We start from the raw sequence: 24,708 nt of genomic DNA, 5'->3' as shown, positions 1-24,708 counted from the left end.
ACGATGTAATGCGATCTTTGGATGTCAGAATATCTTCTTGTAAACTTCTTCCTGCTTCGCGAGATACGCTGTCAGATCGGGGGAGTTCATATATTCGACGTTGGCACCGATCTTTTTCATTGAATCAAGGAAGTTTTCGCTTTTCACGGCGCTTGCAACCGCGTCGGAGACCTTGGAAACAATTTCGGCAGGCGTGTCCTTCGGCATTCCCACACCTCGCCAGGTGGCGATATCGAGCGGATAGCCCAGTTCGGCCGACGTCGCCACTTCGGGCAGCTCAGGGTATCGCTTCGTTCCCGCCACGGCGAGCATGCGTAGCTGTCCCGACTGGATATAGGGCAACGTCTCGGTGACACCGTTGACGGTGCTGTCGATATGTCCGCCAAGCAACTGAACGATGGCCGCCGGTCCTCCATCGAACGGCACGTGCTTGAACTTCACGCCCGCGGCTTCCTCCAGATTGCGGGCAAGCATATGGAAGCTGCCGCCCTGGCTGCCGTTGCCAACCGTTATCGAACCTGGATCGGCCTTTGCGGCGTCCAGAAACTCGGGCAGCGTCTTCCACTTGGAATTGGCCTGGACGCTCAGGCCGGCATAGTCAATCGTCAGCATCGCCACGGGCGCGAAGTCCTTGTAGGACGTTTTCATCACGCCACGCAGGTTCGCCGTGATCAACTGCGCCGTGAGAATGCCGAGCGTATAGCCATCGGGTTTTGCCGCCTTGATGTCCTCGAAGCCGACAACGCCGCCACCGCCCGCGCGATTGACGACTTGCACGGGCACGTCAAACTGCTTTGAAAGTTCATCCGCCAGCGCCCGCGCCAGAAGATCGGTGCCGCCTCCCGGCGCAAACGGAACGATCAGTTCGATCGGCCGGGACGGCCATTGCTCGGCAAGCGCGCCTGCCGAGGAAAAGAGCGCCAGTGCCGCCGCCGATCCAAGTATCACGCTACGCCGGGTTGGCCGGCTGCGGTTGATCGCGTCGATTTCAGTCTTGTCGTTCGTGCCCATAGTCTCCTCCACTTTTGAACGTTTTCTGCTTCCGAGCTGGACAGCCCCTCCCACGTTTCTGCACTTTACTTCCGTGGTCGATGTGTCGGTGATGGCGACGGCGCGCCATTTCGCTGTGGTCCGACGAGCAGCGCGGGCGCGCCTGGTCCACCTGAACCCCCTCAGGTTCGATAAGCGGTGAAACTCGCGGTGGTGGACTGCGCACGCCAGTCAGTCACGACGTTGATGACGGCGGTTTGCCCCTTCGAGACTGCCGCGGCGCCACGTTCGAGAGCCGGCCTGATGTCTTCTGGGCGCTCCACATATTCGCCATAGCAACCAAGGGATTCGGCCATCTTGTCGAAACGCGTGTAACCGAGATCCCGGCCAGGCTTGACCTTTGTAGGATCGGCTGTCCACCCTCCGTTCAGGCTGATGACGACGAGGAGCGGCAGGCCATGCCGGGCCGCTGTGTCGAGTTCCATCGCATTGAGGCCAAACGAGCCGTCGCCATGCAGCACCACGACTTGAGCGTCGGGTCGAGCGGCCTTGGCGCCCACGCCGAAGGGCATGCCCACGCCCATGGTGCCGAACGGCCCCGAGTTCAGCCTGTGGCCTGGCCGGTAGGTTGGAATTGTCTGACGGCCGAAATTGAGAATCTCCTGGCCGTCCACAACCAGTATGGCGTCCCGGTCGATGAAATCGCGAACCTCCTTGCAAAGCCGGAGGGGATGAACAGGCATCTGGTCGGTAGCGATGGCGTCCTCGTGCTTTGGCGCCCGCTTGCGCTCCACCGTGGCAAGTTGCTCCCGCCATTCTGCGAACCCGTCCGGCGTGAGCGATGACTTCACGGCGTCGCGGAGTTGTTCCAGCACCGCGGCGGCATCCGCCACGATGCCGATATCGACCCGGTCGCTTGCTCCGACGGCATCGGCGTCCGTGTCGATCTGAACGATCGTCGCGGTTTCCGAGAAACGTGGCGGGCGGGCGTGAGAAATGACGTAGTTGAGGCGAGTACCGACAATCAGCACGAGGTCGGCTTCTTTGAAGGCCGTGGAACGCGCATGAGCGTAGAAATAAGGATGGTCTTCAGGAATCACGCCGCGGCCCTGAGGCGTGGTGTAGAATGGAATGCCGGTCGCATCGACGAAGGCGCCAAGCTGCTCGGAAGCCTGCGACCACAGGATGCCGCTGCCTGTCACGATGACAGGGCGTTTTGCCTTTGCAAGCGCGTCGGCGACCTTGGACAACGTAGCCGCGTCGGCAGCCGGTCTGCTGCGTGCCGCACTTGCCGGCGTCTTGGGCCATACGACTTCGGCCTCGTCCACTTCGGCATAAAGCACGTCTCCGGGTAGATCGATATAAACCGGGCCTGGCTTGCCGGCCATGGCCCGCCGGAGGGCAATGTTGACGTACTCCGGAATACGTCGAGCGTCATAGACACGTTCGGCCCATTTCGTGACCGGCCGCATGATTGCCAACTGATCTACCTCCTGAAACGAGCCCTGCAGATACTGCCCAACTGGGCTTGCTCCTCCGAAGGCGACGACGGGCGCACAGTCGACCAGTGCATTGGCGAGGCCCAGGGTAAGATTGATCGTCCCCGGCCCGGATGCGCCCATGCATAAGCCAGGCTTGCATTTTACTCGCGCGTAGGCCTGCGCGGCCATTGCAGCCGCCTGCTCGTGCCGGGTATCCACCATGCGCACACCGCCGCTGATGGCAGCCTTGACCGCATCGTTTATCGGTCCTCCCATGATGTAGAAGCCAGTTTCCACACCCTCTCTCGCGAGAGCTTCGCCAAACAACGTATATCCACGGACCATTTTCGTCTTCTTCTGTTCAGGGGCAGGGAGTGGCTAGATCAAGCTGCTAGATCGCGCCAGCTTCCTGCAGGCGCGCGATTTCATCTTCGGGAACCCCAAGCAGATCCCGGTAGATCTCGATATTGTCGGCGCCGAGCAAAGGTGCGGGTTTCACCGGCACGTGGCTGGCCGATAGCTTGATCATGGCTCCGGGGAGAACAAATTCGCCACGCACTGGATGATCGACAGTAACGAACGTGCCTCGCTCGCGCAGGTCTGGATCCTGCGAAAGCTCGACGGTGTCGAAGGTGGCGCTGACCGGGATTCCGGCGTCGCCGATAAGCTGCATGACGGTGTGTTTGTCATGCTGGACGGTCCAGGCCGATATGACCTCGTCCACGCTGCGGAAATTGGCCGCACGGGATTTGGCGTCGATGAAACGCGGATCGTCCAGGAGATCATTGCGGTCCACGACTTCCAGCAGGCGATGCCAATGGGCATTGCTGGCGCGAGTCGTGTAGACATAGCAGTAATCGTTGGGCCCGCCGCCCTTGCAGGGATAAACCTCGCTCGGCGACGTACCGGCGATGATGCTCTGGTTGCCGCAGCGTGGCGCGGGGGCGCCGAACATATATTGCGCCGCATAGGCGATGCGGCCGAAATTGATGACGGCGTCCTGCATCGTGACTTCGATGCGCTGGCCCTTATTGGTTGTATGACGTTGATGCAGCGCGGCCAGAATGCCGATCGCGCAGTGAAGCCCCGCTCCGGTATCACCGATGTTCGGCCCTGGCTTCAAAGGGCGGCCGCCGTCTTCACCCGTGATCGACAATGCCCCACCGGCGGCCTGGGCTATCGGATCGAATGCGAGGAAGTTCCTGAACCGACCCGTCGGTGCAAACCCCTTGATCTGCGCATAGATGATACGCGGGTTTATCGAGCGCACGTGTCCATAGTCGAAGCCAAGCCGCTCGATCGCGCCGGGCGCGAAATTCTCGATGAAGATGTCGGCCTGCGCGATCAGCTTCTCAATCAGCTTACGGCCTTCTTCCGTCTTCAAATTGCATGTCACGCTGCGCTTGTTTGCATTGAGCAGAAGGAAATAGGGGGAGTCGGAGCCGAGCTTGTCGGTGGTCGCGCCGCGACCCTGTTCTCCGCGCTTCGGCGGCTCCACCTTGATGACGTCCGCGCCAAGCCAGGCCAGGGTTTCGGTGCAAGACGTTCCCGCCTCAAATTGCGTCAGATCCACGATCCTGATGCCGGCCAACGCCGGTTTGCCGGTGCCTGCTTCTTCCGGGTTGGACGCATTGTTGCTCGAACTCATTACCCCTCCCAAGGCATTAGAATATTAAGGAATGACGAGTCTCAGCCGAACGAACTCGAGGCAGATCAGCCGCTTGAGGCTGGGTTCCAGTAGCCCGCCTGTCCGCGTACCCGGCCGCTGCTTGCAGGGTCGAATACTTCCTCGCAGGGCCGGATAGCAATGCGGACTGTCTATAATTTCATCAAGTGAAATTATACCGGCGATCGGTGGCGACGATTTTGGCGGCCAAGCCGCAGTGGCCTCGTCATGGTTGTTGATCGTCAATGGCTGCCGAAAGTGCGGCGGGCCGACCTTTCACGATCAATCCACCGAGAAGATGCTGCGGGCTATGTAGCGCACGCCGCCCGCACCCCAAAGAGTGTCGGCCGGCTTTACCTGGATGGGATCGTTAATATCGTTGTAGTGGTAAACCGTTCCAACCCTGCCCGGCTCAACCTCCCAAGCGCGCGGATAGCCGATATCCCAACTGCCGCCATCGCCACGGATGATGATTTCCGGACCCCATGTCTCTCCCTCGTCCTCGCTGACAATGGCGCGCATGCCATAGGGCGGCAGCCGATAGGTGTAGACGACCACCAGGCGCCCGTCGTTCAGCAGCACAGGGGAGCCTGGCGCCCCGAAATCGTTGACTCGCGAAAGGAACTGCCAGGTCTGCCCGCCATCGTCGCTCTTGAAAGCTTCGGTCCACATGTCGCCTGACCAGTTCCGATCGACACGCAACGTGCAGAAGATTCTGCCGCTCGGCAACATGATGCCGCGCGGATACATTCGCTGCATTCCGCTGAAATCGGGATCGTCTCGCGGGGTTATGAAGGAGAGAAAGTGGAATTCGGTGCCATCTTCAGTGCTGCGGTAGACAAGTGGCCGGTTGGGCGCGCCGTGTTCGGGCCCGGCAGGGAACCGGTTGTGCTGTCCTTCGCTGGTCTCGCCGCCCGTCAGGAAGAGCAGACATCGTCCATCGGGTCGGACCAATGAGGATTCCACGGCGCTTAGCGAATAGAGGCCGTCGAGCGGCAGCATCGCCGAGCGCGACCAGGTCTGGCCAGCGTCTTTTGAAATGCGGAAAAAGACTTGGTTGTCCGGGGGGCCGAAAGCGGTGGTCAGGGTCGGCACGAAATCCCCGATTTGTGGATCTTCCTGTGTGTACTGGTAATAAAAATTCGAGACGAGGACATCCCTGTCGGTGAAGTCGATCGGCCCGATTTCCGCCAAGCCGCCGGGCTTTCCGTCTATCCCCGGCTGCGGGCCTCTAACGTCCATCCCGGGGCGGTTCCTGTCCTCGTTCCAAATATGCCATGTCCGGCCCCGATCCTTCGATCGAATCGTGACGCCACGCCTGCCGCCCGGATTCTTGATCAGATTGTGGTGGGCGAGGCCGCGGGGGTCTCCGGAATAATCGGCGGCGGCAACCGAAAAATTGCAGATGAGATGGCCCGCCGCGGTTTCCCAGAAGCCGCGGGAAAAGGGGTGGCTCGCGAACTCGTTTTCACGCCGGTATACGACGGCGTGCTCGGTATCCGTGGCGAAGCGTGGAGGAAGCAATTTCTTGATCATCGGTGTTTCCGGAAGACGCGTGGCTCGGCGCTTGAATCGAACAAGGCGTTCGAGCCAGACGGAAAATATCGATGGAGGCAATAAGCACTATCGTCACTTTCAGCGAATGAAACTGGAGCATCCGAGGCTCCGGACATCCACCGGAGCACCGGCCGCGTTGAGCATTCGGCGGTTCGGCCCCAGCGTGCAGGTAAGACACGCGATGCGTTCGATCGGTCTTTCGGAAAGGCTACATTCTGCGCCTTATCGCGTCGGCGGCGGATGAAGCTTCCGCACGAAGCGCATCAGCGATGACCGTGATCTGCGAACGTTTAACGACCCTTCGAAAGTAGGTTACACCGATAGTGGCAACGACGTGCCCGGGCTCGACCACGATTGGCACCGCCAATGAATTCGTGAAAGGATCGGCCCTCGAAAGTCGACTTGCATATCCTGCCTTGCGCGTCATTCGCAGCGCTTTGCGCCACTGATAGTTGGTGCTGACGATCTTGTCTTCGTCGAAGTCGCGCTCCAGTGCGAGCCTCAGGAGCAGGGTTCTTTCGCGGCTGCTGCAGAATGCCATGTAAGCGAGCCCGTGAGCCCGACTGATCAGGGAGGCGCGCTTGTGCAGTGTGCTTCGCACATGTGCCAGGGGGCTAAGCGGAATCGAGGAGTATTGGACAACCATCGCATTGTGCTCGAGCGTCGCCGCGGCAAAGGGCCAGAGATATTCCTTCGTCAGGGCGTCCACGGCAGGCTTCACGATCTCGACGATCAGTGATTTGCTGTGATAGCCCGCGCTGAGCGCCTTGACCTTGGAGGTGAGCGAATATCCGCCCCGCCGCGAAACATGTTCAAAATAACCTTCCGCGCAAAGCGTTTCGAGGATGCGTACGACGCTGCTGGGCGGGATCGCGCATTCGTCGCTGATCCGTTGCACCGTGATCAATTCAAGGCGGTTGGCGCATTCCAGCACCGCAAGCGTTCGCTGCACCAGGCTCACATCCGCGTAGCTGCGCCGCTTCGAAGAGCTCGGAGACTCTTCGTCGGTTTCCTGTGGCTGAGGGGTTACCAGTGGCATGGGAAAACAGCTTATGTGGCCTGCCATTTTTCAACAATCCTCATATCCGGGTCACAACCCAGTCCTGGGCCGGCGGGAACAACCGTATGTCCGTTAGCGACCATGGGCATCGTGGGGAAGGGAGATTCTTCCAGCTCGATATAGAGGCGTTCCACCGGAATTTCCGGCTGTAGCGATGCGACGATGTGCAGGTTGGCGAGATAACCGGAACCCATGTATCCGCAATGGGGGATCGCTTCGACGCCATACTTATCCGCCCTCGTCAGTATTTTGAGCATTTCGGTGATGCCGCCAACCTTGCAGACGCTGGGTTGCAGGACATCCACCGCCTTGGCGGCGAGGAGCCGTTCAAAATCGTCGACGGATGCCGTGTTCTCTCCGGCGGAAATCGGCGTCCCGGCCCCGCGCAGGCGCGCAAGCCCGGCATAGTCGTCCGGCGGCCATACGGGTTCCTCTATCCATCGCAGGTTCAGGTCGCGGACCGCCGCAAGCACTTCCTTCGACTGTTCGACGCTCCACGGGCAGTTCGTATCGACCGCCAACGCGGTCGGTTCGCCGAGGCTGCGCCGAGCCAGCCGTATCCGTTCAAGGGTGATCTCATGCAGCTTGACGGTTCCATAGCCTTCGCCCAGCGCGCTGGAACAGGTTTTCTCCAAGGCCTCGTCCGACGAACACCGCAGGAAACTTGCATAGACCGGCAATTCGTGCCGCCTCTTCCCGAGAAGGTCGGACACTGATTTGCCCTCTCGTTTACCGCGGAGGTCCCACAGGGCGATGTCGATGCCGGAAATCGCGTAGACTACCGGTCCGCTGAGCCCAAACAAATGGATCTTGCGGCGGACGCTCTCCATCAGTGTGCCGATGTCGCGCGCGTCTTCGCCCACCAGCAGCGGCGCCACCAAACTGTCGATCATGGATTTTGTCGCGACCGCGCCGGCGTGGCCAAAGGCTTCGCCCCATCCCGTCAACCCATCCGTGGTCCTGATTCGGACCAGCAGCATCGCAAGCGCATTCGACGGCCGGCCGGCAATATAATGAAAACCTCCGCTCGTCCGATACGGCAGGGAAAGCATGAAACTGTCGACGGTTTCGATCTTCAAGTCGTCCTCCTCATGGTTCCGCTTCCTTCTATCACGGGCGTGCGCGGCGGATCGGATTGCCGATTTGAGTTTCAGTGGTCGAAATTGGAGCGCAAGTCGTTTGCGTCTGGAGGGTCTCTTTGCTGAATTCGGGCATCAACAAGCTCCAAGCGGGCGTTTGCCTGGCAAATCATTGGCGGCATCAGGCAGATTCAACGCGGCCAATATTCGTGCCGCGCCGTTAATAGCGAGAAAGGTGCGGGATTTGAAAATCGCAAGTGTGAAAGCAGCCGGAGCCGATATCCTGGTTACCGAGGGCCCTGACGGTCGGATTGCAAGTCTCGGGGACGCCCTGAAGGCTTTCACGGGCGCTTCGCCGGCTTGGGGCGGCGACATGATTTCGTTGATCGAGGCAGGCCCGGCTGCTCTGCAAGACCTGGCACAGGTCCACGACGCCTTCTCGGCCAATCCCGATGCGATACCGGCGATAGCTCCGGAGGCCATTCAGTGGCACCCGCCAGTCCGCAGGCCGTCAAAAATCTGTTGCCTCGCGCTCAACAACAGCGCCAATTCGGATCGGATCCTCTCGGGGCCGAACCATCCGGCGATCTTCGTGAAAGGCGCGAACGCTTTGGTAGGGCACGGCGAATCGATTCTGGTCAAGGAGCATTACGGACGTGTCCACCCCGAGCCGGAACTGGCGCTGGTTATCGGCAAGACGGCAAAGGACATTCGCGCCGCCGAGGCAATGGATTACGTCTTCGGCTATACAATCCACAACGACATCACATCTCCCACCATGCGGGCCGAGGATACTTTTCACTATCGTGCGATCCATCCGCGCAAGGACGACGATACGGTGATCGAATTTGTCGACACCTTCGTATCCTATTCGGGACGTTACAAATGCAGCGACACGTTCTCCCCCATGGGGCCTTGGATCGTCTTGCGAACCCAGGTGCCTGATCCGCACGCGCTTTCGGTTAGATGCGACCATAAGGGCGAGCTCGTCACGGAAGACAGCACCCGCAACCTTACCCACAAAATCCCCGAAGTCCTGGAGTTCATCTCCGGCTACATGACGATGGTGCCGGGTGACATCGTCTCAATGGGAACCGCGCTCCAGCGCGCGAACGGAACCGGTAGGGCTGTGCAGAATGTCAATCTGCGCACACTGGGGGGGCCGGTTTCCGTCTCCATCGAAAAAATCGGGACTCTCTCTAACACCGTAATAGCGATCGGCTAGAATGACTGCCATGGACTTTCGCAACCTGCTCTTGCTGCGGCTCGAAATCGAAGCCCTGAACTCGGAGTTCGCCTACCTGATCGACCACGATCAGTCCGAAAGGGTCGCGGACCTGTTTACCGTCGATGGCGTCTATGGCCGTTCGACGGGAGGCCGCAGCGTCGGCAGAGAGGCAATCCGCAACAGCTACAGTCTCCGCAAGGACAATGGCCCGCGCACGGCGAGACACATCTTTAGCAATCTGCGCTTGACGCCTCTCGATGATGGCCGCGTGGGTGGATCATGCGTCCTGACACTCTTTGCCAAAGACGGCCTGCCGCCGCATCCCGCCGACCCGATGGTCGTGGCCGACTACGACGACATTTACGAGTGCGGGGAGGACGGGCGCTGGCGTTTCAAGGAGCGCATCATAACCTGGATTTTCGTGCGCGAGGGCGCGTCGTCTCCACTCGCCTTGGGTGCCGGGCAGGAGAAGCGCTGATGTCCCCTCGCAGCCATCCCGCCGCGCCCGGCGAAACTTGTGACTACCTGATCATCGGTGGCGGTTCTGCCGGTTGTACCTTGGCTTCCCGGCTCTCCGAGGATCCGAACGTCTCGGTCGTGCTGGTGGAGGCCGGCAAGAATGTGACCCGTGAGACCGCGTCCGACGACGTGCTTTCCAACTATCCGGGCAAAGCATATTTCAATCCGGACTACACATGGCCCGGATTGAAGGCGCGCCTGGGCGGCGGCCGGCGAAACGATCCCGAAGCCGGGCGCATCGCCCGCTACGAGCAGTCGCGGCTTTTGGGTGGCGGCTCGACGATCAACGGTCTCTGCGCCAACAGGGGCGCGCCATCCGACTATGATGAATGGGAGCGCCTCGGGGCGGGCGGATGGGATTGGGAGTCCGTTCTGCCCTATTTCCGCAAGCTCGAACGCGACCTGAATTTCCACGACGACCTGCACGGTGCCGATGGACCGGTGGCGATCAGCCGCTTTCCCACGGATGACTGGACAGGCTTCGTCCGGGCGGTGACGGGCGAACTCGACCGGCAAGGCTACGGGCTGGTCGACGACCAGAACGGCGCCTGGCGCGACGGCTACATGCCGGTGGCGACTTCAGTCGATGAAAACGGGCAGCGCGTTTCCTGCGCCTATGCGTATCTGACGCCGAGCGTGCGTGCGCGATCCAATTTGTCGGTGCTGACGGAGACGATGGTCGAACGGATCATGTTCGACGGCAAGGAAGCCACGGGCGCCGTCCTGCGGGACGGCCAAGGCCGGCATCACACCGTTGCCGCGCGCGAAACCGTGTTGAGTTGCGGAACCATACACAGTCCCGCAATGCTTTTGCGTAGCGGCATCGGGCCGGCGAGCGAAGTTGCCGCGCTGGGTTTGAAGGGCATCGCCGATCGTCGTGGCGTCGGGCGCAACCTGATTGAGCACCCGGTCATCTCGGTGTCGTGCCTGCTCGACCGCTCCGCCCGCATGCACAATCCCTTTCGCCATCATACCCAAGCCCATCTCAGATATTCGTCCGGGCTGGAGGATTGTCCCGACGGCGATATGAGCCTCGCGATAATTGCGCGCTCCGGCTGGCACGCGATGGGATATCGGATCGGCACGCTCTATGTGTGGGTCAACAAATCCTATTCCCAGGGAAGCGTGCGATTGGCCAGCGGCAGCGTCGAGGCTGAGCCGATCGTTGATTTCAGGATGCTTTCTGACGATCGCGACATGCAAAGGTTGAGAGAGGCATTCCGCTTCGTGGCGGCGCTGGCACAATCCGAAACCGTCTCGGGCATTTCCAGCATAGCCTTCCCCGCCAATTATTCCGACCGGGTCCGGCATTTCTCCGTGCCGGGTATGCGCAACCAGGCGGTGATGCAGATCTTTGCCTCGATGCTTGACGCCCTTCCGGCCATGCGGCCGTGGCTTGTCAGGAAATTCGTGACCGAGGGGGCAACGCTTGCGGAAATCCTTTCCGACGACACGGTCCTCGACAACTATCTGACCGAGTGCGTGACGGGGGTCTGGCATCCAGTGGGTACCTGCCGGATGGGCAGGCAGGACGATCCGCTGGCGGTGACGGACAACAGTGGCCGTGTCTACGGCGTTGGAAGGCTCCGCGTATGCGATGCATCTGTGATGCCGTCCATTCCCCGCGCCAACACGAATATACCGACGATCATGGTCGCCGAACGCATGGCGGATCTGATCAAGAAGGAACGCGCGTCCAATACGGTTCCTAGCGAAGCTTCGGCCGCGTGATATGGGAAAATGATGATGCTTGTGGAAGCCACGACCGCATTCCTGCTGGTCATCGACGTCCAGGAGCGGCTGCTTCCGGCGGTCGCAAACAATGTCGCGGTGGAACGCAACTGCGCCGTGCTCTTGAAGGCGGCAAGCGAAATGGAGGTTCCCGCGGTCGTTTCGGAGCAGTATCCCAGAGGGCTTGGAAAGACGGTTCCGGCTCTCGCGGAGCTTGTTGGCGACGATGCCATCTTTGCCAAGGTGGAATTCTCCTGTGCCCGCGACCTGGGCCTCATGGCGCATATCGAGGGTTTGGGGCGGAAGCAGGCGATCCTGTGCGGCCTGGAAGCTCACATCTGCGTTCTCCAGACCGCGCTGGAACTCAAACATCGAGGCTTCGAGGTGTTCGTTGCGGTGGACGCCATCGGCTCGCGGGCCGATTCCAGCAAGGAGATCGCCAGCGACAGGATGAATGCTGCAGGTATAGCGATTGTCACGGCCGAAATGGTCGTGTTCGAGATGATGAAGACGGCCGCCGCGCCGCAATTCAAGCTCCTCAGCAAACTGATCCAGTAATGCTGGGGAAGCGCTGCGCCGCAAACCAAGGACTGACAGATTATGGGTGAAACGGTTCAACTTTATATCGACGGCATGTGGCGCGACGGCGCGACGCGCGAGACTACCGATTTCTGGGATCCGGCAACCGGCGCCACGGCGGGAGCGGTGGCCGTGGCGACCTCCAAGGATCTCGAAGAAGCTTGCAGCGCCGCCGACAAAGGCTTCCGGCTGTGGCGGGCGAAATCGGCCGTCGAACGCAGCGCCCTTCTTCGAAAGGCATCGGCGCTGATCCGTGAGCGAAGCGCCGTCATAGCGCCTCTTCTGACCCGAGAGCAGGGCAAGCCCCTCGCACAGGCAAGGCAGGAGGTGGAATCTTCCGCCGACATCTTCGAATGGTTCGCAGAGGAGGGGCGCAGGGTCTATGGCAGGATCATTCCGTCTCGGGCTCCGGATGTAAGGCTGTCCGTCACGCGCGAGCCGGTCGGTCCGGTGGCATCGTTCAGCCCGTGGAACTTTCCTCTCGCACAGGCTGCCCGCAAGATCGGCGCAGCGCTTGCCAGCGGCTGTTCCGTGATCCTGAAGGGACCGGAAGAAGCCCCCGAAGCGCTTGCCCGGATCGTCGGCGCCCTGCATGACGCGGGTATTCCCGCCGGCGTCCTCAATCTGGTCTATGGCGTGCCGAGCGAAATATCGTCGTTTCTCATCCCCCATCCAGCCATCCGTAAGATTTCCTTCACGGGATCGACCGTCGTCGGCAAGCAACTCGCCGCCATGGCCGGTGCGCACATGAAACGCGCCACGATGGAACTGGGCGGACATTCGCCCACGCTCGTGTTCGAGGACGCCAATCTCGAGCGTGCCGCCGACCTGCTCACGGCGTTCAAGTTCCGGAATGCCGGCCAGGTCTGCACCTCGCCCGCGCGCATCCTGATCCAGGACAAGGTTTACGGTGAGTTCAAGTCCAAGCTCGTCGAGCGCGCGGCCCGGCTGAAGACCGGCAATGGCTCCGACCCCGGCACGGACATGGGGCCTTTGGCCAACCCCCGGCGCGTGCAGGCGATGGAGGCTTTCGTGCAGGACGCTACGGACCGTAATGCTTCCGTCGCTACAGGCGGCCGCCGAATCGGCAACCAGGGAAATTTCTTCGAGCCGACGATCCTGGAAGACGTTCCGCAGCCGGCAAGGATCATGAACGAGGAGCCCTTTGGTCCGATTATGACGCTGCAGCGCTTCGCCGATTTCGACAGCATGGTCGAAGAGGCGAACAGGCTTCCCTATGGGCTGGCCGCCTATGCCTACACGCGTTCCGCACGCACGGCAGCCATGGTGAGCGATGCGATGGAGAGCGGGATGGTTTCGATCAACCATCATGGCCTCGGTCTCCCGGAGACGCCGTTCGGCGGCGTGAAGGACAGCGGCTACGGCTCCGAGGGCGGCTCGGAAGCGATGGAGCCGTATCTGGTTTCCAAATTCGTTACCCACTCCTTGGCGGACTGACCACCCGATGGTGATCACAGGCTTCGAGGTTCTGCTGCTCGGCCTGCCGGTCAATGAGCCTCTCGCGGGCGGACCATCCAGGCCGAACGCGAGCAGGCCCACGGTATTGCTTCTGCTGCGTACCGACGAAGGCGTGGAGGGTATCGGTTTCACCTTCCTTGGCGCGGGCCTTTCTCGCGCATTGAAAGTGGCCGTGGAGGACATGGCGGAAATGTGCCTCGGGCATGACCCGCTTGATCCTGCGCCACTATTCGAAAAGATCAGCGCACTCGCGGGTGGCTCTGGCCCAGCGGGTATTTTCACGCTTGCTCAGGCGGCTCTCGATATCGCTTTGTGGGATATCAAGGGCAAGGTGGCGGGACAGCCGCTATGGCGATTGCTTGGGGCGAAGGGCACACCGGTGCCGGCCTATGCCAGCGGAGCCATGATGCGGGATTTCGATCTCGACATAGTCCTGCGGGCATGCCGTCGCCTGACCGACGACGGCTACCGGCAGGTCAAGATGCAGCTTGCCCTGCCTGGCGCTTACGATCGGCACAGGGAGGTGGATCGAATTCGTCGGGTTCGAGAGGCGCTCGGCGAGGATGTCGAACTGATGTGCGACGTCAACCAGCGCTGGACTGTCCAGCAGGCGATCGAAATGGGCCATGCGATGGCTGAATTCAACCTTTGCTGGCTCGAGGATCCGATCGCCCATGACGACCTGCGCGGGCAGGCGGCGGTGAACGGCGGGCAGCCCGTCCCGGTCGCGACCGGCGAATTCATCTATCGGCTCAACGGCTTCGACCAACTCTTGAATGCCGCGCCGCCGGACTACGTGATGATCGATCCGTTTCGCGCAGGGGGAATAACGCCGTGGCTCGCCATCGCGGAACTGGCGCAGGTTCACGGCAAGCCGGTCGTGAGCCACCTCGCGCCCGAGGTGCAACTTCATCTCGTCGCCGCGATTCCAAACGGCCGGACGGTGGAATACATGCCATGGTCCATCGCCATGTTCCGGGAAGTCCCCTGGCCGCGAGATGGATATCTGCACCTGGGAGAAGCGCCCGGGCTCGGTCTGGACATCGATGTCACCGCTGTCAAACGATATCGTTTGTAAGGTCGCGACGGATATGTGCGTGAGCTTGTTCTTTCCCCTCGGGTTCGAATATGCGGAGGAAACATGCGTATTTGGCTCGTAACGGGGGCCAGCAAGGGGCTTGGCTCAGCCATTGCCCGTGCCGCGCTCGCTCGTGGAGACCGGGTGGCGCTGACGGGACGCAAAATGTCCCCGGCAGACCCGGTATTTGCTGAATTTCCAGACACGGCATTGGCTGTGGCGCTTGATGTCAGCAACTCCGAAAGCATTCGTGCAGCCGTTCGCAAGGTGGAACAATGGGCGGGCCGCATCGACATATTGGTGAACAATGCGGGGCAGGGAATTCACGGCGCGATCGAGGAGACGTCCGACACGAGCCTGCGCGCCCTGTTCGACGTCAATTTCTTCGGAGTCGCTACGCTGATACGCGAAGTGCTGCCTTCGATGCGCGAGCGCGGCAGTGGGTTCATCATCAACATTGGCTCTGTGGCCGGATTTGTCTCAAATCCCGGAACTGGCGCGTACTGCGCCACCAAGTTTGCGCTGGAAGGCTTAACCGAAGCACTCCGCAAGGAGGTCGCCGGCATGGGCATCAGGGTGTCTATGGTCGCGCCGGGCGGAATGCGCACCGGTTTCAACGGTCCTTCGATCTGGCAGGCGGATGTCCGGATGGAGGCCTATCAGGCGACCGCCGGCGCACGCACGGACGAACTTGGGCGCAATGCCGCCCGCAGGGGCAGCGACGTACGCGCCGTGGCAGCGGCCGTATGGCACCTGGCGAGCAAGACGGATCCACCCTTGCACCTTATCCTCGGCGCGGATGCCATCGAGCGGATCGACGAGAAGCTGTCGCTCCTGCGATCGCAACTGGCGAAGGCCAACCCCCTGACGGAAGATTTCAGTGACAACAGCAGCGACGCGTCCTCTTGTGGCACGGTCGATCCCGGAGTTGAAAATGAGCACACTTGACGTCCTGTTGGCAAAGGATGCCATCCGCGAAGCGATGGCGAAATACTGCCATAACCTCGATGCCTGCAATTTTGCTGGAGTCGCCTCCCTGTTCGCCGAGGATGGCTTATGGGAAACCGATTATGGCGCCGCGACGGGGCGAGGCGAGATCGAAGCCTTCCTGGCGACGGTCGTTCCAACGAAGGGAAACGGCCCCCAGCGCAAGCACTACATCTGCAACACCGCGATCGAGGTGGCGGGCAAGGAGGCATCCGCCGTTTCCGATTACCTCATCGTCAGGGAATCGGAAGCCGGACTGATCCCGGTGATGGGCGGCACCTACAAAGACAGCTTCAAGGAAGTCGGCGGCCAATGGCTGTTCAGCAGGAAATTCCTCATCCACGACATTGCAGGCGACATGGGGCTGCTGAACAAGCGCTGACCTCAATTGGGTCGGTCGCCCGGGCGCAGAAGTCGCGAGGCCATTTGAGCCGTGCCTGTCTTGCGCCTGCCGTCGGCGCGTAGGCATGGAGCAATGGCGAGCACGTTTGTGCCCGAAGATGCGCTGGAGCGCATCGGCGCCGTGCAAATCGCGCCAGATCCGAAACTCCCTCACTCGGTCCTAGACATCTGGCCGGCCCCAGGCGATGGCCGAATTCATATCCGAGCAAAGTGAGCGGCGCGGTCTTTTCAGAACCGGGACAAGGAACGCCGCGCCGGTGCCGGTGGGCTATTTCCAAATCTGGTTGAATGCAGGCCAATTTCATTGTCCGGAATTCGGCGAATTCAAGCGCGCGGGCAAAGGCCGCTGCTTGATATGATTTTCACATCAGACTGAAGAGCGCCTTGGCGCACTTTCACCATCGGGAGGGGTGGAATGTCGATAATATCCAAGAATTCGATCCACAAAACCGTGACGCGCCGACAGTTTTTGAGAAACTCGGCAGCGGTGGGCATCGGTTTGGCCGCGCCAAGTCTACTGACGACCCGCTCTCGGGCCGCTGAATCTCTTGTCTATATCGGATATGGCGGTTCGACACAGGACGTAATCAACAAGGTATTCATCGAATCGTTCACCAAGGAAACCGGCATCGAGATCATCTCCAATCCCGGCGCAGACCTGGCCAAGTTGAAGGCGCAGGTGCAGACCGGAAATATCGAATGGGACCTAGTCAATCTTATCGGGCCGCAGGCGTCGGCAGCCGGCAATGACGGGCTGCTGGAGGAGATCGATTATGCGGTTGTCCACAAGAACGGGCCGCTTGAGCGGGGTCAGTCCAAATTCTTCAACACCTATTATTTTTCCCGGGGCGGCATAGGCTTCAATCCCGAGAAATTCCCCGCCGGCAAGCATCCGACCGGTTGGGCGGAATTCTGGGACATTGAACGTTTTCCCGGCAGGCGGGGACTGCGCTCGCGGCCCGAAGACAATTTGGAGATGGCCTTGATAGCGGATGGCGTCGCTCCGCGTGATGTCTATCCCATCGATGTCGATCGCGCGTTCGCGTCGCTCGACAAGATCAAGCAGAGCGTTGCGCATTGGATCGCGGAAACGCCCCAGACCGTGTCACTCCTGCAGAACAACGAGGTGGATTTCGTATTCACCTACAGTTCACGCATCGAGGCCGCGCAGAAGCAGGGGTCTTCGGTCGATTTTGCGTACGGGCCGAACTTCCTGACGCCGGGAACGCACGTAATCCCCAAGGGAACAAAGAAGCGCGACATCGCCATGCAGCTTATGGGGCATTTCCTGCGGCCCGACCTGCAAGCCGAATTCTGCAATCAGACCGGCTCCACTCCTATAAATCCGGGCGCGGTTCCGCTCATGAAGGCGGAGGTTCAAGCCAATCAGCCGAAATTCGACGATCCAGAAGTCATGTTCGTGGATGTCGACTGGTGGGCCCAGAATTACGTCGAGACAAGCCGTCGCTTTCTCGAGTGGCGCTTGACGTGACGTTCACATCCACCCGGTCGGTGACGGCGTTCGCGTGAGTGCGGCCGAATGATCATATTTGTCCTTCCCATCGCGGCATTCTTTGTCGTTTTCTTCCTGCTGCCGCTCGGGATGGTCGTTCTGGCCAGTCTGTTCGATCCGGTCCTGACCGGGTCGAACTACCAGGAACTGTTCACATCGCTGCTCTATGTGCGAGTTCTGCGTTCGACCCTTGAGATCAGCGGCCTGTCGACGATCATGACGCTTCTGATCGCCTACCCGGTGGCCTATCATCTCTACAAGCAGCCGCCGCGGCGACGTACAATGCTGATGACGTTGGTTCTGCTGCCGTTCTGGACCAGCATTCTCGTCAAGAGCTTCGCCTTCACCGTGCTGCTAGGGCAGGACGGCGTCATAAATACCATTGCCCGCGCCCTGTTCGGCCCCGAGACTGGATTGAAGCTGCTCTTCAACCGACCGGGGGTCATCATAGGTATGGCGCACTACCTGCTGCCCTTCATGATCTTCGCCATACTGACCAGCCTGATGGCCCAGAATCCGGACTTACGAAGAGCGGCCGAAGTGATGGGAGCGGGCCGGCTGAAGATATTTCGCAGCATCACGCTGCCGCTCAGCCTGCCGGGCGTCGGCGCCGGCTGTCTCATCTGTGTCGTCCTGTCGCTGGGGATGTTCGTGACGCCGGCGCTGCTTGGCGGGCCAAAAGACATGATGCTGGCCAATCTGGTGGAGATGCATATCCGGCAGACGCTGGACTGGGGCCTGGCTGCCGCCCTTACCGTGATGCTGATCGTCATGACGGCGGCATTGAGCGCTCTCATTTCGCGTATCAGGGGCGGGGGGCTGGGAACTCATGGCTGATCGACCTCCCGGCGCCGCATCACTCGCGGAACGCCTCCTTCCATGTATTGGAATCGCGGCGGCCATTTTCGGCTACGTGTTTCTCGTCCTGCCGAGCCTGATCGTCATTCCGATGTCGTTCGGCACAGGAAGCGAACTCGTATTCCCGCCCCGTTCGTATTCGCTCGAACTCTTCCGGCAGTATTTCCAGGAATCGACCTGGATGGCTGTCACCGCGCAAAGCGTGAAGGTCGGCCTGGCGACCATGGCAGCGTCGCTAGTATTGGGATTTTCCGCCGCGTACGGGATCACCAGGGCCGATTTCACAGGCAAGGGGCCGCTGACGATCCTACTGCTCAGCCCGATGTTCATGCCGCACATCGCCGTTGCGCTCGCGATGTATCTCTACCTGTCACAGCTCGGCTTGGTCGGCACCACTTTCGGACTTGTCGCGGCCCATACCGTGGTTACGGTTCCCTTCGTCATAGTCACCGCCTTCACCGGCCTTCGCTACGTGGACCGCAACCTTGAACTGGCCGCGCAAACGATGGGAGCGGGCAGACTGCGCATCATCTGGAAAGTCGTGCTGCCGCTGGTCGTGCCCTCGCTTGTCGTGGCAGGCCTGTTCGCCTTCCTTCTATCGTTCGATGAGGTCGTTATTTCCTACTTCATCTCGAGCGTTCAATCGGAAACGCTGCCGGTGAAGATGTACAGCAGCATCCATTGGGAGATTTCTCCGGTTCTCGCAGCGATTTCGAGTCTGCTGACTGTCCTGTCGTTCGGCGCGTGCGTCGCGATGTCCTTGCTGCAAAGGAATGACCGATGACGGAAGCGATGGTCCGGCTGGACGCCGTCGGGAAAGACTATGGAGCCGTGCGGGCGCTGTCTCCCACGTCCCTGGAGATTGCCAAGGGTGAATTCCTGACGCTGCTCGGACCGAGCGGTTCCGGCAAGACCACAATCCTCAACCTGATATCGGGATCGATCGCCGCTTCAGCGGGGACGATCTGGATAGGAGGGCGCAACGTCACCGGATTGCGGCCCAACCAGCGCGAACTTGGCATGGTGTTCCAGAACTATGCGCTGATGCCGCATATGACCGTGTTCGAGAATATCGCCTTTCCTCTCCGGGTGAGGAAATGCTCCGAGACGGAAATAAGGAAAAAGGTGGACGAAGTTCTCGATGTGATTGGGTTGGGCGGCTACGGGGCGCGCAAGCCGAAGGAACTGTCCGGCGGTCAGCAGCAGCGCATCGCCATTGCCAGGTGCCTCGTCTACAATCCGGATCTGATCCTGATGGACGAGCCGCTCGGCGCGCTCGACAAGAAGCTTCGCGATCAGTTGCAGCTCGAAATCAAGCGCATCCACCGGACACTGGGCGTCACTCTGCTCTATGTCACGCATGACCAGAGCGAGGCGTTGGTCCTGTCCGACCGCATCTGTCTGATGAACGGGGGCGAGGTGGAGCAGATCGGGACCCCTGAGGATCTGTATTTCAGGCCGCGGACCGTCTTCGCCGCCGATTTCCTCGGAGAATCCAACATTCTCGACGTATCTGTCGTCTCCAGTGGAACAGAGGCGAAGCTGTTTACCCGGAGCGGCTTCCAGATAGCGGGCGTTGCGACGTCCTTGTCCGCGCCCACGGCCAAGATCATGATCCGCCCGGAATCCTTCGCCGTCGCAACGGATGGCGAACAGGGGCCGAATACCGTTACCGGCGCGGTGGAAGATGTTACCCTTACGGGTGGTGTCGTCGATATCCAGGTTCGCCTGGGCGGTGCCGAGACGGTCAATGTGCGGCGACTGACGACCAGGGATTTCCGAGCGATGGAGCGTGGCCAGCCCATCACGCTCAGCGTCAAGTCAAGCGACGTGATGGTGCTGGAGTGATCGACCGGGATCTCCGGCACGTATTGTGCGACGAGCAATGCCCGTCGCACAATTTTTCGGCAAGGTAAGACTAGCTATGGACAGTTCGCGACGAGCGCGGCTGCTACCCGCCCTGATGTTTCCGCCCCACGAAACCGGTACCGTATTCAGAAGAACCTGTGCACCTGAACGGCGAAGGTCGCGACTTCGGGAGCTTCCCGTTCGAGCCGGGCCGCATTCGCGACGACTGACCTATCGTCGCGAACCCATAGCTCCGCCAGGGCGCTCACCCCGAAACCGATGAATGGGACGGCACTGCTGGGGGCTGCTCCCTGCTCGAGGATAGTATGCGAGATCGAGCCAAGGACGCCATCGAGCTCGGCAATGACGTCCGGCAGGGCGAAGACTCCCCTGTCCCCAGGGACCAAAAGAAGCTGCTTGATCGCGGTTTCGGATCCAGCCGGCGCCTGCGCCCCACCATCGTCGCTGATCACCCGCGCGACGGCACCGATGAAAAAAAGGGAATCCTTATTGCAAGCCGCCATTTCGGGCGAGCCATGCGACAAGCGACGGCTTTCCGGGCTGTCGAAGGCAAGCACGGGAAATCCATCGACGCGGAGCCGGCGCGCCGCTTCATTCGTTCCCGGCGTGTCGGCAACTACATGGTTCTGGTCGTATTTGCGCGCGCCGGGCAATTTCGCCGTCAATGGCCCATGAGGATCGAGCCAATGGCTTTTAAATGCGGCGGGCGAAATGTCCTCCCGGCGGCGGATTAAGCTGGTGGATACAATCATTTCCAGGCTTTCGGAAGATTTCTCAACGGCTTGCGGTGGATTTCAGTTCCCTGGCAGCCGCCGCCGCCAGATCGTCGAAGAACGGGTCCGCAGCCACCGCCGGTATTTTCAGGAAGTCATCATGCCATTCGGCCAGCGCCTGACGCCCCGTGCGCCAGTCGAGCGTGCCAAAACGAAAATCCGAGTAGGACAGGGCCGTGCCGATGGCTGCGTGGCCGATCGAAAACGGCGTCGCAATCAGGTCGGGCACCTCTTCGTTCATCCGGTCCAGGACGTTTTGATGTTTGGTCTCCAGCGCGGCGACGAATTCAGGTGATTTCAAGGCGCCCGGCCGGTTCCTCTCCGTGAACCAGGCCAGAAGCAGGTCGATCGTGCCGTGGCCCAGCGCCAAGCGGCGCAAGGCCTCCACGCGCGCCTTTCCTCGCTCGGGAAAGAGACGCGGCCCTTGATGGCAGCCGTCCAGATATTCGCAGATGACACGTGAATCATAGATCGCGCTGGCATCGTCGAGAACCAGTGTCGGAATCTTTACCAGTGGGTTGTCCCGCATCAGATCCGGCAACGGTCGGTAGATGTCGACGACCGTGTTCATCAACTCGATGCGCTTAGCCAGACCAGCCCAATGGATCGCAACCATGACAAGACGTACATATGGAGAGCGGTGGGAATAATAGAGTTTCATCGGTCGCATCCTTGATCGGGCTAGGCTTGGCTCAACACGCGACGCTTTAAGAAGCCGTCGATCGCTTCGGCGATTTCCTCAGGGGTCTCGACCGTCTGGTGATGGCTCGTCTCGATGGTGACGAACTCGACGTCCGGGATGGAACGCATGACGTTGCGCACATATTCGGGGGAGCGGAACACATCTAGCGTGCCGCCGATACCAAGTGCCGGGCATCGCACGGCCTCGACGTAGTGCGCGATGTCCATGTCGATCAACAATTCGTAGTGAGCGACGAAGCTGTGAGGGTCGTTGCCGAGCCAGCGCGCCCGGAAGGCGCGGAATCGTTCGGGATCGCGCTCGCGCAACACTGGCGGATATCCGCTTGCCATCGCACCGTCGACGATAGATTGCATCCCGTCACGCAATACGTTCTGGAGCATGGCACGCCGGCTGGGCCGATCTTCCGGCTTCATGTCGATCGCCGGACTCATCACGACGACTGCCGACGTCCGTTCCGGAAAACGCGCGGCGAACGCGAAGGCCGTCGCCGCGCCCAGGGCGCATGCCGCGAGCGCCACCGGCTCCCTCAAGCCGAGCGCATCGAGGAGCGCCAGGAGGTCGTCGCTCAGCAATTCGACCGACAGTTCGCCGCCTACCTTCGCCGACAGGCCGCAGCCACGCGCATCGTAGCGGAGAACCCTGAACCTCTGCGCAAACCGTGGCGCGACCAGATCCCAGTTTTCGATCATGCCTCCCATCTCATGGATCATCACCAGGATGGGGCCGCTCGCGCCATGCAGGTCGTAGCGCAGCGATGTGCCGTTGACCTCGATATAGTCCATTTCCGTCCTCCCAGGCTGTGAAGCCCCATAATCACTATTCCGCGGGATGCGGCTTTGTCCGTGCGAGCGGCGCGGTACGCTCGATCGGAAGGCAGAGCAGGATGACGATCGCGACGCAGCCGAGCCCGGCCAAAGCCAGCAGCCCGCCTTCGAAACTCCCGGTCAGCGTCTTGACGTAGCCGACGATGTAAGGCCCGGTGAACCCGGCCACGTTTGCGATGGAATTGATGGCCGCTATGCCCGCGGCCAGGGCCGGTCCGCGCAGGAAGGTGTTCGGTATGGCCCAGAACGGGCCGAGATAGGCAAACATGCCGAAGCCGGCGATCGATATGGCGATGATCTTTAGAACGGGGTCCGACAGCATAGTGGAAACGATCAGGCTGATGACGGCCACCGCGATGGCGATCGCAGTGTGTATCTTACGCTCGCCGCGAGTATCCGAACGCCGTCCCCACCAGATCATACCAACGGCGCCCACGACATAGGGCAGGGCTGCGACGAAGCCGGTCGCAAGGGCGGACAGGCCGAAGCCGGATATGATCTGCGGCAGAAAAAAGCTGACGCCGTAATTCGTGACGACTGCTCCGAAGCACACGAGACCGAGGGCCAGGACCCTGGGGCTTTTGAGAGCCGCGGCGATGCTGTGGTGGCCGCCGGCGTCCTCCTTGTTCTCGGCGTCCATGCGAGCCTCCAGCCAGTTGCGCTGGTCCGGCTCAAGCCATGCCGCTTCCGCGGGCCTGTCGGTCAGATACCGGAAGACAATCACCGACAGCACGATCGCGGGCACCGCTTCGATGATGAACAGCCATTGCCAGCCGCTAAATCCGAGCATGCCGTCCATTCCAAGAATTATCCCAGAGAGAGGAGCTCCAATCACTGTCGAGAGCGGAATGGCCACCATGAAATAGCTGGAGATGCGCCCACGATACCCGGCAGGGAACCAGAGAGACAGATAGAAGACGACCCCCGGGAAAAAGCCGGCTTCGGCAATGCCGAGCAAAGCCCGCAGGATGTAGAAACTGGTCTCGCCGGTCACGAATGCCATGGCGCCCGAGACCAGGCCCCAGGTCAGCATGATCCGCGCGATCCAGCGCCTCGCGCCCACCTTTTCCAGTATGATGTTAGAAGGCACCTCGAACAGGGTGTAGGTGATGAAGAATATCCCGGCGCCGAAACCATAGGCGGCTGCCGAGAGGCCGAGGTCAGCGTTCATTCTTATCGCGGCGAAACTGACATTGACGCGATCGAGATATGCGATGAGATACGCTGCGATCAGCAGCGGAACCAGGCGCCACGTCACACGCGCCATCGTGGCTTGTTCCTGTTCCATGCTTTCCTCCCGGTGTCGCACCGTTCATCCCGCCGGCTACGTGATCTTCGCGGAGTCAAGCCATGCCACCGCCAAGATCGCAGCGTTGGGCTTCTGCCCTGAAGCACGGCCAGCTTGTTTGAAGTGCTAGGGCGAATGCTTGCACGGCTATCTTGAGCGGACAATAAATCTTGCCGGTAATTTCAATGGATGAAAGGGCGCGAGCACAAGCGATCCCTGTCGCCACAAACGGCAAGCGCGGTTTGCTTTAATCCACATCCCTCAATCGCCGAACAGTTCGAAATCTGGTTCTGTTGCAACGTTTTGAATACCGGCACTGTGGCAAGGAGAGCCTCTGACATTTTCGGGGATTGAATGTTCAAGAGCCGCCAGTTTGACCAATCGGTGATCCCGCTTTGCGTGCGCTGATACCTAGCCTACAGTCTGAGCCCTGCGTGATTTGGAAGAGATGACGGCCGAGCGGGGTATTGCTATCAATCACACGACCATTCACCGCTGGACCGTCCGTTACGCACAGCTATTGTTGGAGCGTTTCAACCGCGTTATCAACTTAACTCGGGTTCAGGGATTTGCGGCTTAGACCGATGGCATGAACACCGCGCCATCAGCTACAAGCGCCATCGTGTCCCGCCGCAGATCATGATTCCGAAGCTGCAGAGGCGATGCGAGACTTGATCGACACCGTTACCGTTTCTCGAGGCTCGGTGGAATTCAGGTGGAAATCGCAGGACGCCTCACCAAACTCCTCGGTGAGGCCGCTTTTCCCAACGGCGTCAAAGGAGTGTGGTGAAAGGTGGTAGCGGGAGAGGGACTTGAACCCCCGACCCCAGGATTATGATTCCCGTGCTCTAACCAACTGAGCTACCCCGCCAGGGCGGCGAAAGGCCCGAAATCCGCCTTAAATCGCAAGGCATTTCGAGGCGTTCGCCAAGGTCGCGCGGATATAAGGTTGGGAGGGTGAGCCTGTCAAGCTTCGAACCGCTCGGCCAGGGCGCTTATTCTCTCGGCTGAAAAGCTTTGCCGCGCCGACAATTGGTTGCAGCC

22 protein-coding genes, 1 tRNA gene and 1 pseudogene are annotated in these 24,708 nt (G+C 60.6%); 13 read left to right on the top strand and 11 right to left on the bottom strand.

What is annotated here, in order from left to right:
* Positions 1 to 24: 24 nt before the first annotated feature.
* The 6 genes from LB566_RS06895 to LB566_RS06870 form a co-directional block, all read right to left on the bottom strand.
* The gene (locus LB566_RS06895; RefSeq protein WP_224623839.1) at positions 25 to 1,011 is read right to left on the bottom strand and encodes a Bug family tripartite tricarboxylate transporter substrate binding protein; all 987 of its coding nucleotides are present in this window, start codon (positions 1,009 to 1,011) and stop codon (positions 25 to 27) included.
* 161 nt (positions 1,012 to 1,172) lie between these two features.
* Positions 1,173 to 2,816, bottom strand: coding sequence for a thiamine pyrophosphate-binding protein (locus LB566_RS06890; RefSeq protein WP_224623838.1), 1,644 nt, complete (start codon positions 2,814 to 2,816; stop codon positions 1,173 to 1,175).
* Between the two features lie 46 nt (positions 2,817 to 2,862).
* Positions 2,863 to 4,062, bottom strand: a complete 1,200-nt coding sequence (locus LB566_RS06885) for a CoA transferase (RefSeq protein WP_224623837.1) — start codon at positions 4,060 to 4,062, stop codon at positions 2,863 to 2,865.
* Between the two features lie 357 nt (positions 4,063 to 4,419).
* Positions 4,420 to 5,673: a sialidase family protein gene (locus tag LB566_RS06880; protein ID WP_224623836.1), complete on the bottom strand. Its 1,254-nt coding sequence runs from the start codon at positions 5,671 to 5,673 to the stop codon at positions 4,420 to 4,422.
* Positions 5,674 to 5,902: 229 nt separating this feature from the next.
* The gene (locus LB566_RS06875) at positions 5,903 to 6,760 is read right to left on the bottom strand and encodes a helix-turn-helix domain-containing protein (RefSeq protein ID WP_224623835.1); all 858 of its coding nucleotides are present in this window, start codon (positions 6,758 to 6,760) and stop codon (positions 5,903 to 5,905) included.
* Positions 6,745 to 7,833 carry a mandelate racemase/muconate lactonizing enzyme family protein gene (locus LB566_RS06870; RefSeq protein WP_224623834.1) on the bottom strand — a complete coding sequence of 363 codons (1,089 nt, stop codon included), beginning with the start codon at positions 7,831 to 7,833 and terminating at the stop codon, positions 6,745 to 6,747. Before LB566_RS06870 ends, LB566_RS06875 begins: the two co-directional genes overlap by 16 nt.
* On the opposite strand from LB566_RS06870, the gene LB566_RS06865 reads away from it, so the two are divergent.
* The 12 genes from LB566_RS06865 to LB566_RS06810 all read left to right on the top strand — a co-directional run bounded on the left by LB566_RS06865 (position 7,805) and on the right by LB566_RS06810 (position 20,055).
* On the top strand, positions 7,805 to 9,058 hold the full coding sequence (locus LB566_RS06865) for a fumarylacetoacetate hydrolase family protein (RefSeq protein WP_224623833.1): 1,254 nt from the start codon (positions 7,805 to 7,807) through the stop codon (positions 9,056 to 9,058). The two genes, LB566_RS06870 and LB566_RS06865, sit on opposite strands and share 29 nt — an antisense overlap.
* Before the next feature lie 10 nt (positions 9,059 to 9,068).
* Entirely contained in the window at positions 9,069 to 9,539 is a 471-nt protein-coding gene (locus LB566_RS06860; RefSeq protein WP_224623832.1) for a nuclear transport factor 2 family protein, read from the top strand.
* Positions 9,539 to 11,311: a GMC family oxidoreductase gene (locus tag LB566_RS06855; RefSeq protein ID WP_224623831.1), complete on the top strand. Its 1,773-nt coding sequence runs from the start codon at positions 9,539 to 9,541 to the stop codon at positions 11,309 to 11,311. The genes LB566_RS06860 and LB566_RS06855 overlap by 1 nt, the downstream gene beginning before the upstream one ends.
* A gap of 15 nt (positions 11,312 to 11,326) precedes the next feature.
* Entirely contained in the window at positions 11,327 to 11,869 is a 543-nt protein-coding gene (locus LB566_RS06850) for an isochorismatase family protein (protein ID WP_224623830.1), read from the top strand.
* Between the two features lie 42 nt (positions 11,870 to 11,911).
* Positions 11,912 to 13,348, top strand: coding sequence for an NAD-dependent succinate-semialdehyde dehydrogenase (locus LB566_RS06845; protein ID WP_140549783.1), 1,437 nt, complete (start codon positions 11,912 to 11,914; stop codon positions 13,346 to 13,348).
* Between the two features lie 7 nt (positions 13,349 to 13,355).
* On the top strand, positions 13,356 to 14,447 hold the full coding sequence (locus LB566_RS06840; RefSeq protein ID WP_224623829.1) for a mandelate racemase/muconate lactonizing enzyme family protein: 1,092 nt from the start codon (positions 13,356 to 13,358) through the stop codon (positions 14,445 to 14,447).
* Between the two features lie 63 nt (positions 14,448 to 14,510).
* Positions 14,511 to 15,395, top strand: coding sequence for an SDR family NAD(P)-dependent oxidoreductase (locus tag LB566_RS06835; RefSeq protein WP_224623828.1), 885 nt, complete (start codon positions 14,511 to 14,513; stop codon positions 15,393 to 15,395).
* A complete protein-coding gene (locus LB566_RS06830) occupies positions 15,382 to 15,816 on the top strand; it encodes a nuclear transport factor 2 family protein (RefSeq protein WP_140518043.1) in 435 nt (144 codons plus the stop codon). The genes LB566_RS06835 and LB566_RS06830 overlap by 14 nt, the downstream gene beginning before the upstream one ends.
* 471 nt (positions 15,817 to 16,287) lie before the next feature.
* Complete coding sequence (locus LB566_RS06825) at positions 16,288 to 17,328, top strand: ABC transporter substrate-binding protein (RefSeq protein WP_224623827.1); 1,041 nt, start codon at positions 16,288 to 16,290, stop codon at positions 17,326 to 17,328.
* Between the two features lie 48 nt (positions 17,329 to 17,376).
* Entirely contained in the window at positions 17,377 to 18,186 is an 810-nt protein-coding gene (locus LB566_RS06820; RefSeq protein WP_224623826.1) for an ABC transporter permease, read from the top strand.
* Positions 18,179 to 18,991 (top strand): ABC transporter permease, encoded by an 813-nt coding sequence (locus LB566_RS06815; protein ID WP_224623825.1) that lies wholly within the window; start codon positions 18,179 to 18,181, stop codon positions 18,989 to 18,991. Before LB566_RS06820 ends, LB566_RS06815 begins: the two co-directional genes overlap by 8 nt.
* Positions 18,988 to 20,055 carry an ABC transporter ATP-binding protein gene (locus LB566_RS06810; RefSeq protein WP_224623824.1) on the top strand — a complete coding sequence of 356 codons (1,068 nt, stop codon included), beginning with the start codon at positions 18,988 to 18,990 and terminating at the stop codon, positions 20,053 to 20,055. Before LB566_RS06815 ends, LB566_RS06810 begins: the two co-directional genes overlap by 4 nt.
* A 146-nt stretch (positions 20,056 to 20,201) precedes the next feature.
* On the opposite strand, the gene LB566_RS06805 is transcribed toward LB566_RS06810, so the two are convergent.
* Genes LB566_RS06805 through LB566_RS06790 form a run of 4 tightly spaced genes read right to left on the bottom strand, consistent with a single transcriptional unit; the run spans position 20,202 to position 23,664 of the window.
* Positions 20,202 to 20,828: an EthD family reductase gene (locus LB566_RS06805; RefSeq protein WP_224623823.1), complete on the bottom strand. Its 627-nt coding sequence runs from the start codon at positions 20,826 to 20,828 to the stop codon at positions 20,202 to 20,204.
* 22 nt (positions 20,829 to 20,850) lie between these two features.
* Entirely contained in the window at positions 20,851 to 21,510 is a 660-nt protein-coding gene (locus LB566_RS06800) for a glutathione S-transferase family protein (protein WP_224623822.1), read from the bottom strand.
* A gap of 20 nt (positions 21,511 to 21,530) precedes the next feature.
* Complete coding sequence (locus tag LB566_RS06795) at positions 21,531 to 22,334, bottom strand: alpha/beta fold hydrolase (protein ID WP_224623821.1); 804 nt, start codon at positions 22,332 to 22,334, stop codon at positions 21,531 to 21,533.
* Between the two features lie 34 nt (positions 22,335 to 22,368).
* Complete coding sequence (locus tag LB566_RS06790) at positions 22,369 to 23,664, bottom strand: MFS transporter (RefSeq protein ID WP_224623820.1); 1,296 nt, start codon at positions 23,662 to 23,664, stop codon at positions 22,369 to 22,371.
* A gap of 354 nt (positions 23,665 to 24,018) precedes the next feature.
* On the opposite strand from LB566_RS06790, the pseudogene LB566_RS06785 reads away from it, so the two are divergent.
* Positions 24,019 to 24,205 (top strand): annotated as a pseudogene (locus LB566_RS06785) (IS6 family transposase); the annotation flags it as partial.
* Between the two features lie 253 nt (positions 24,206 to 24,458).
* On the opposite strand, the gene LB566_RS06780 reads toward LB566_RS06785, so the two are convergent.
* Positions 24,459 to 24,535, bottom strand: a tRNA-Met gene (locus LB566_RS06780).
* Between the last annotated feature and the right edge of the window lie 173 nt (positions 24,536 to 24,708).

Source organism: Mesorhizobium sp. CA13 (assembly GCF_020165235.1).
Taxonomy (GTDB): Bacteria; Pseudomonadota; Alphaproteobacteria; order Rhizobiales; family Rhizobiaceae; genus Mesorhizobium.
The sequence above is the reverse complement of the archived record's forward strand: the minus strand, read 5'-3'. Positions and strand labels throughout refer to the sequence as shown.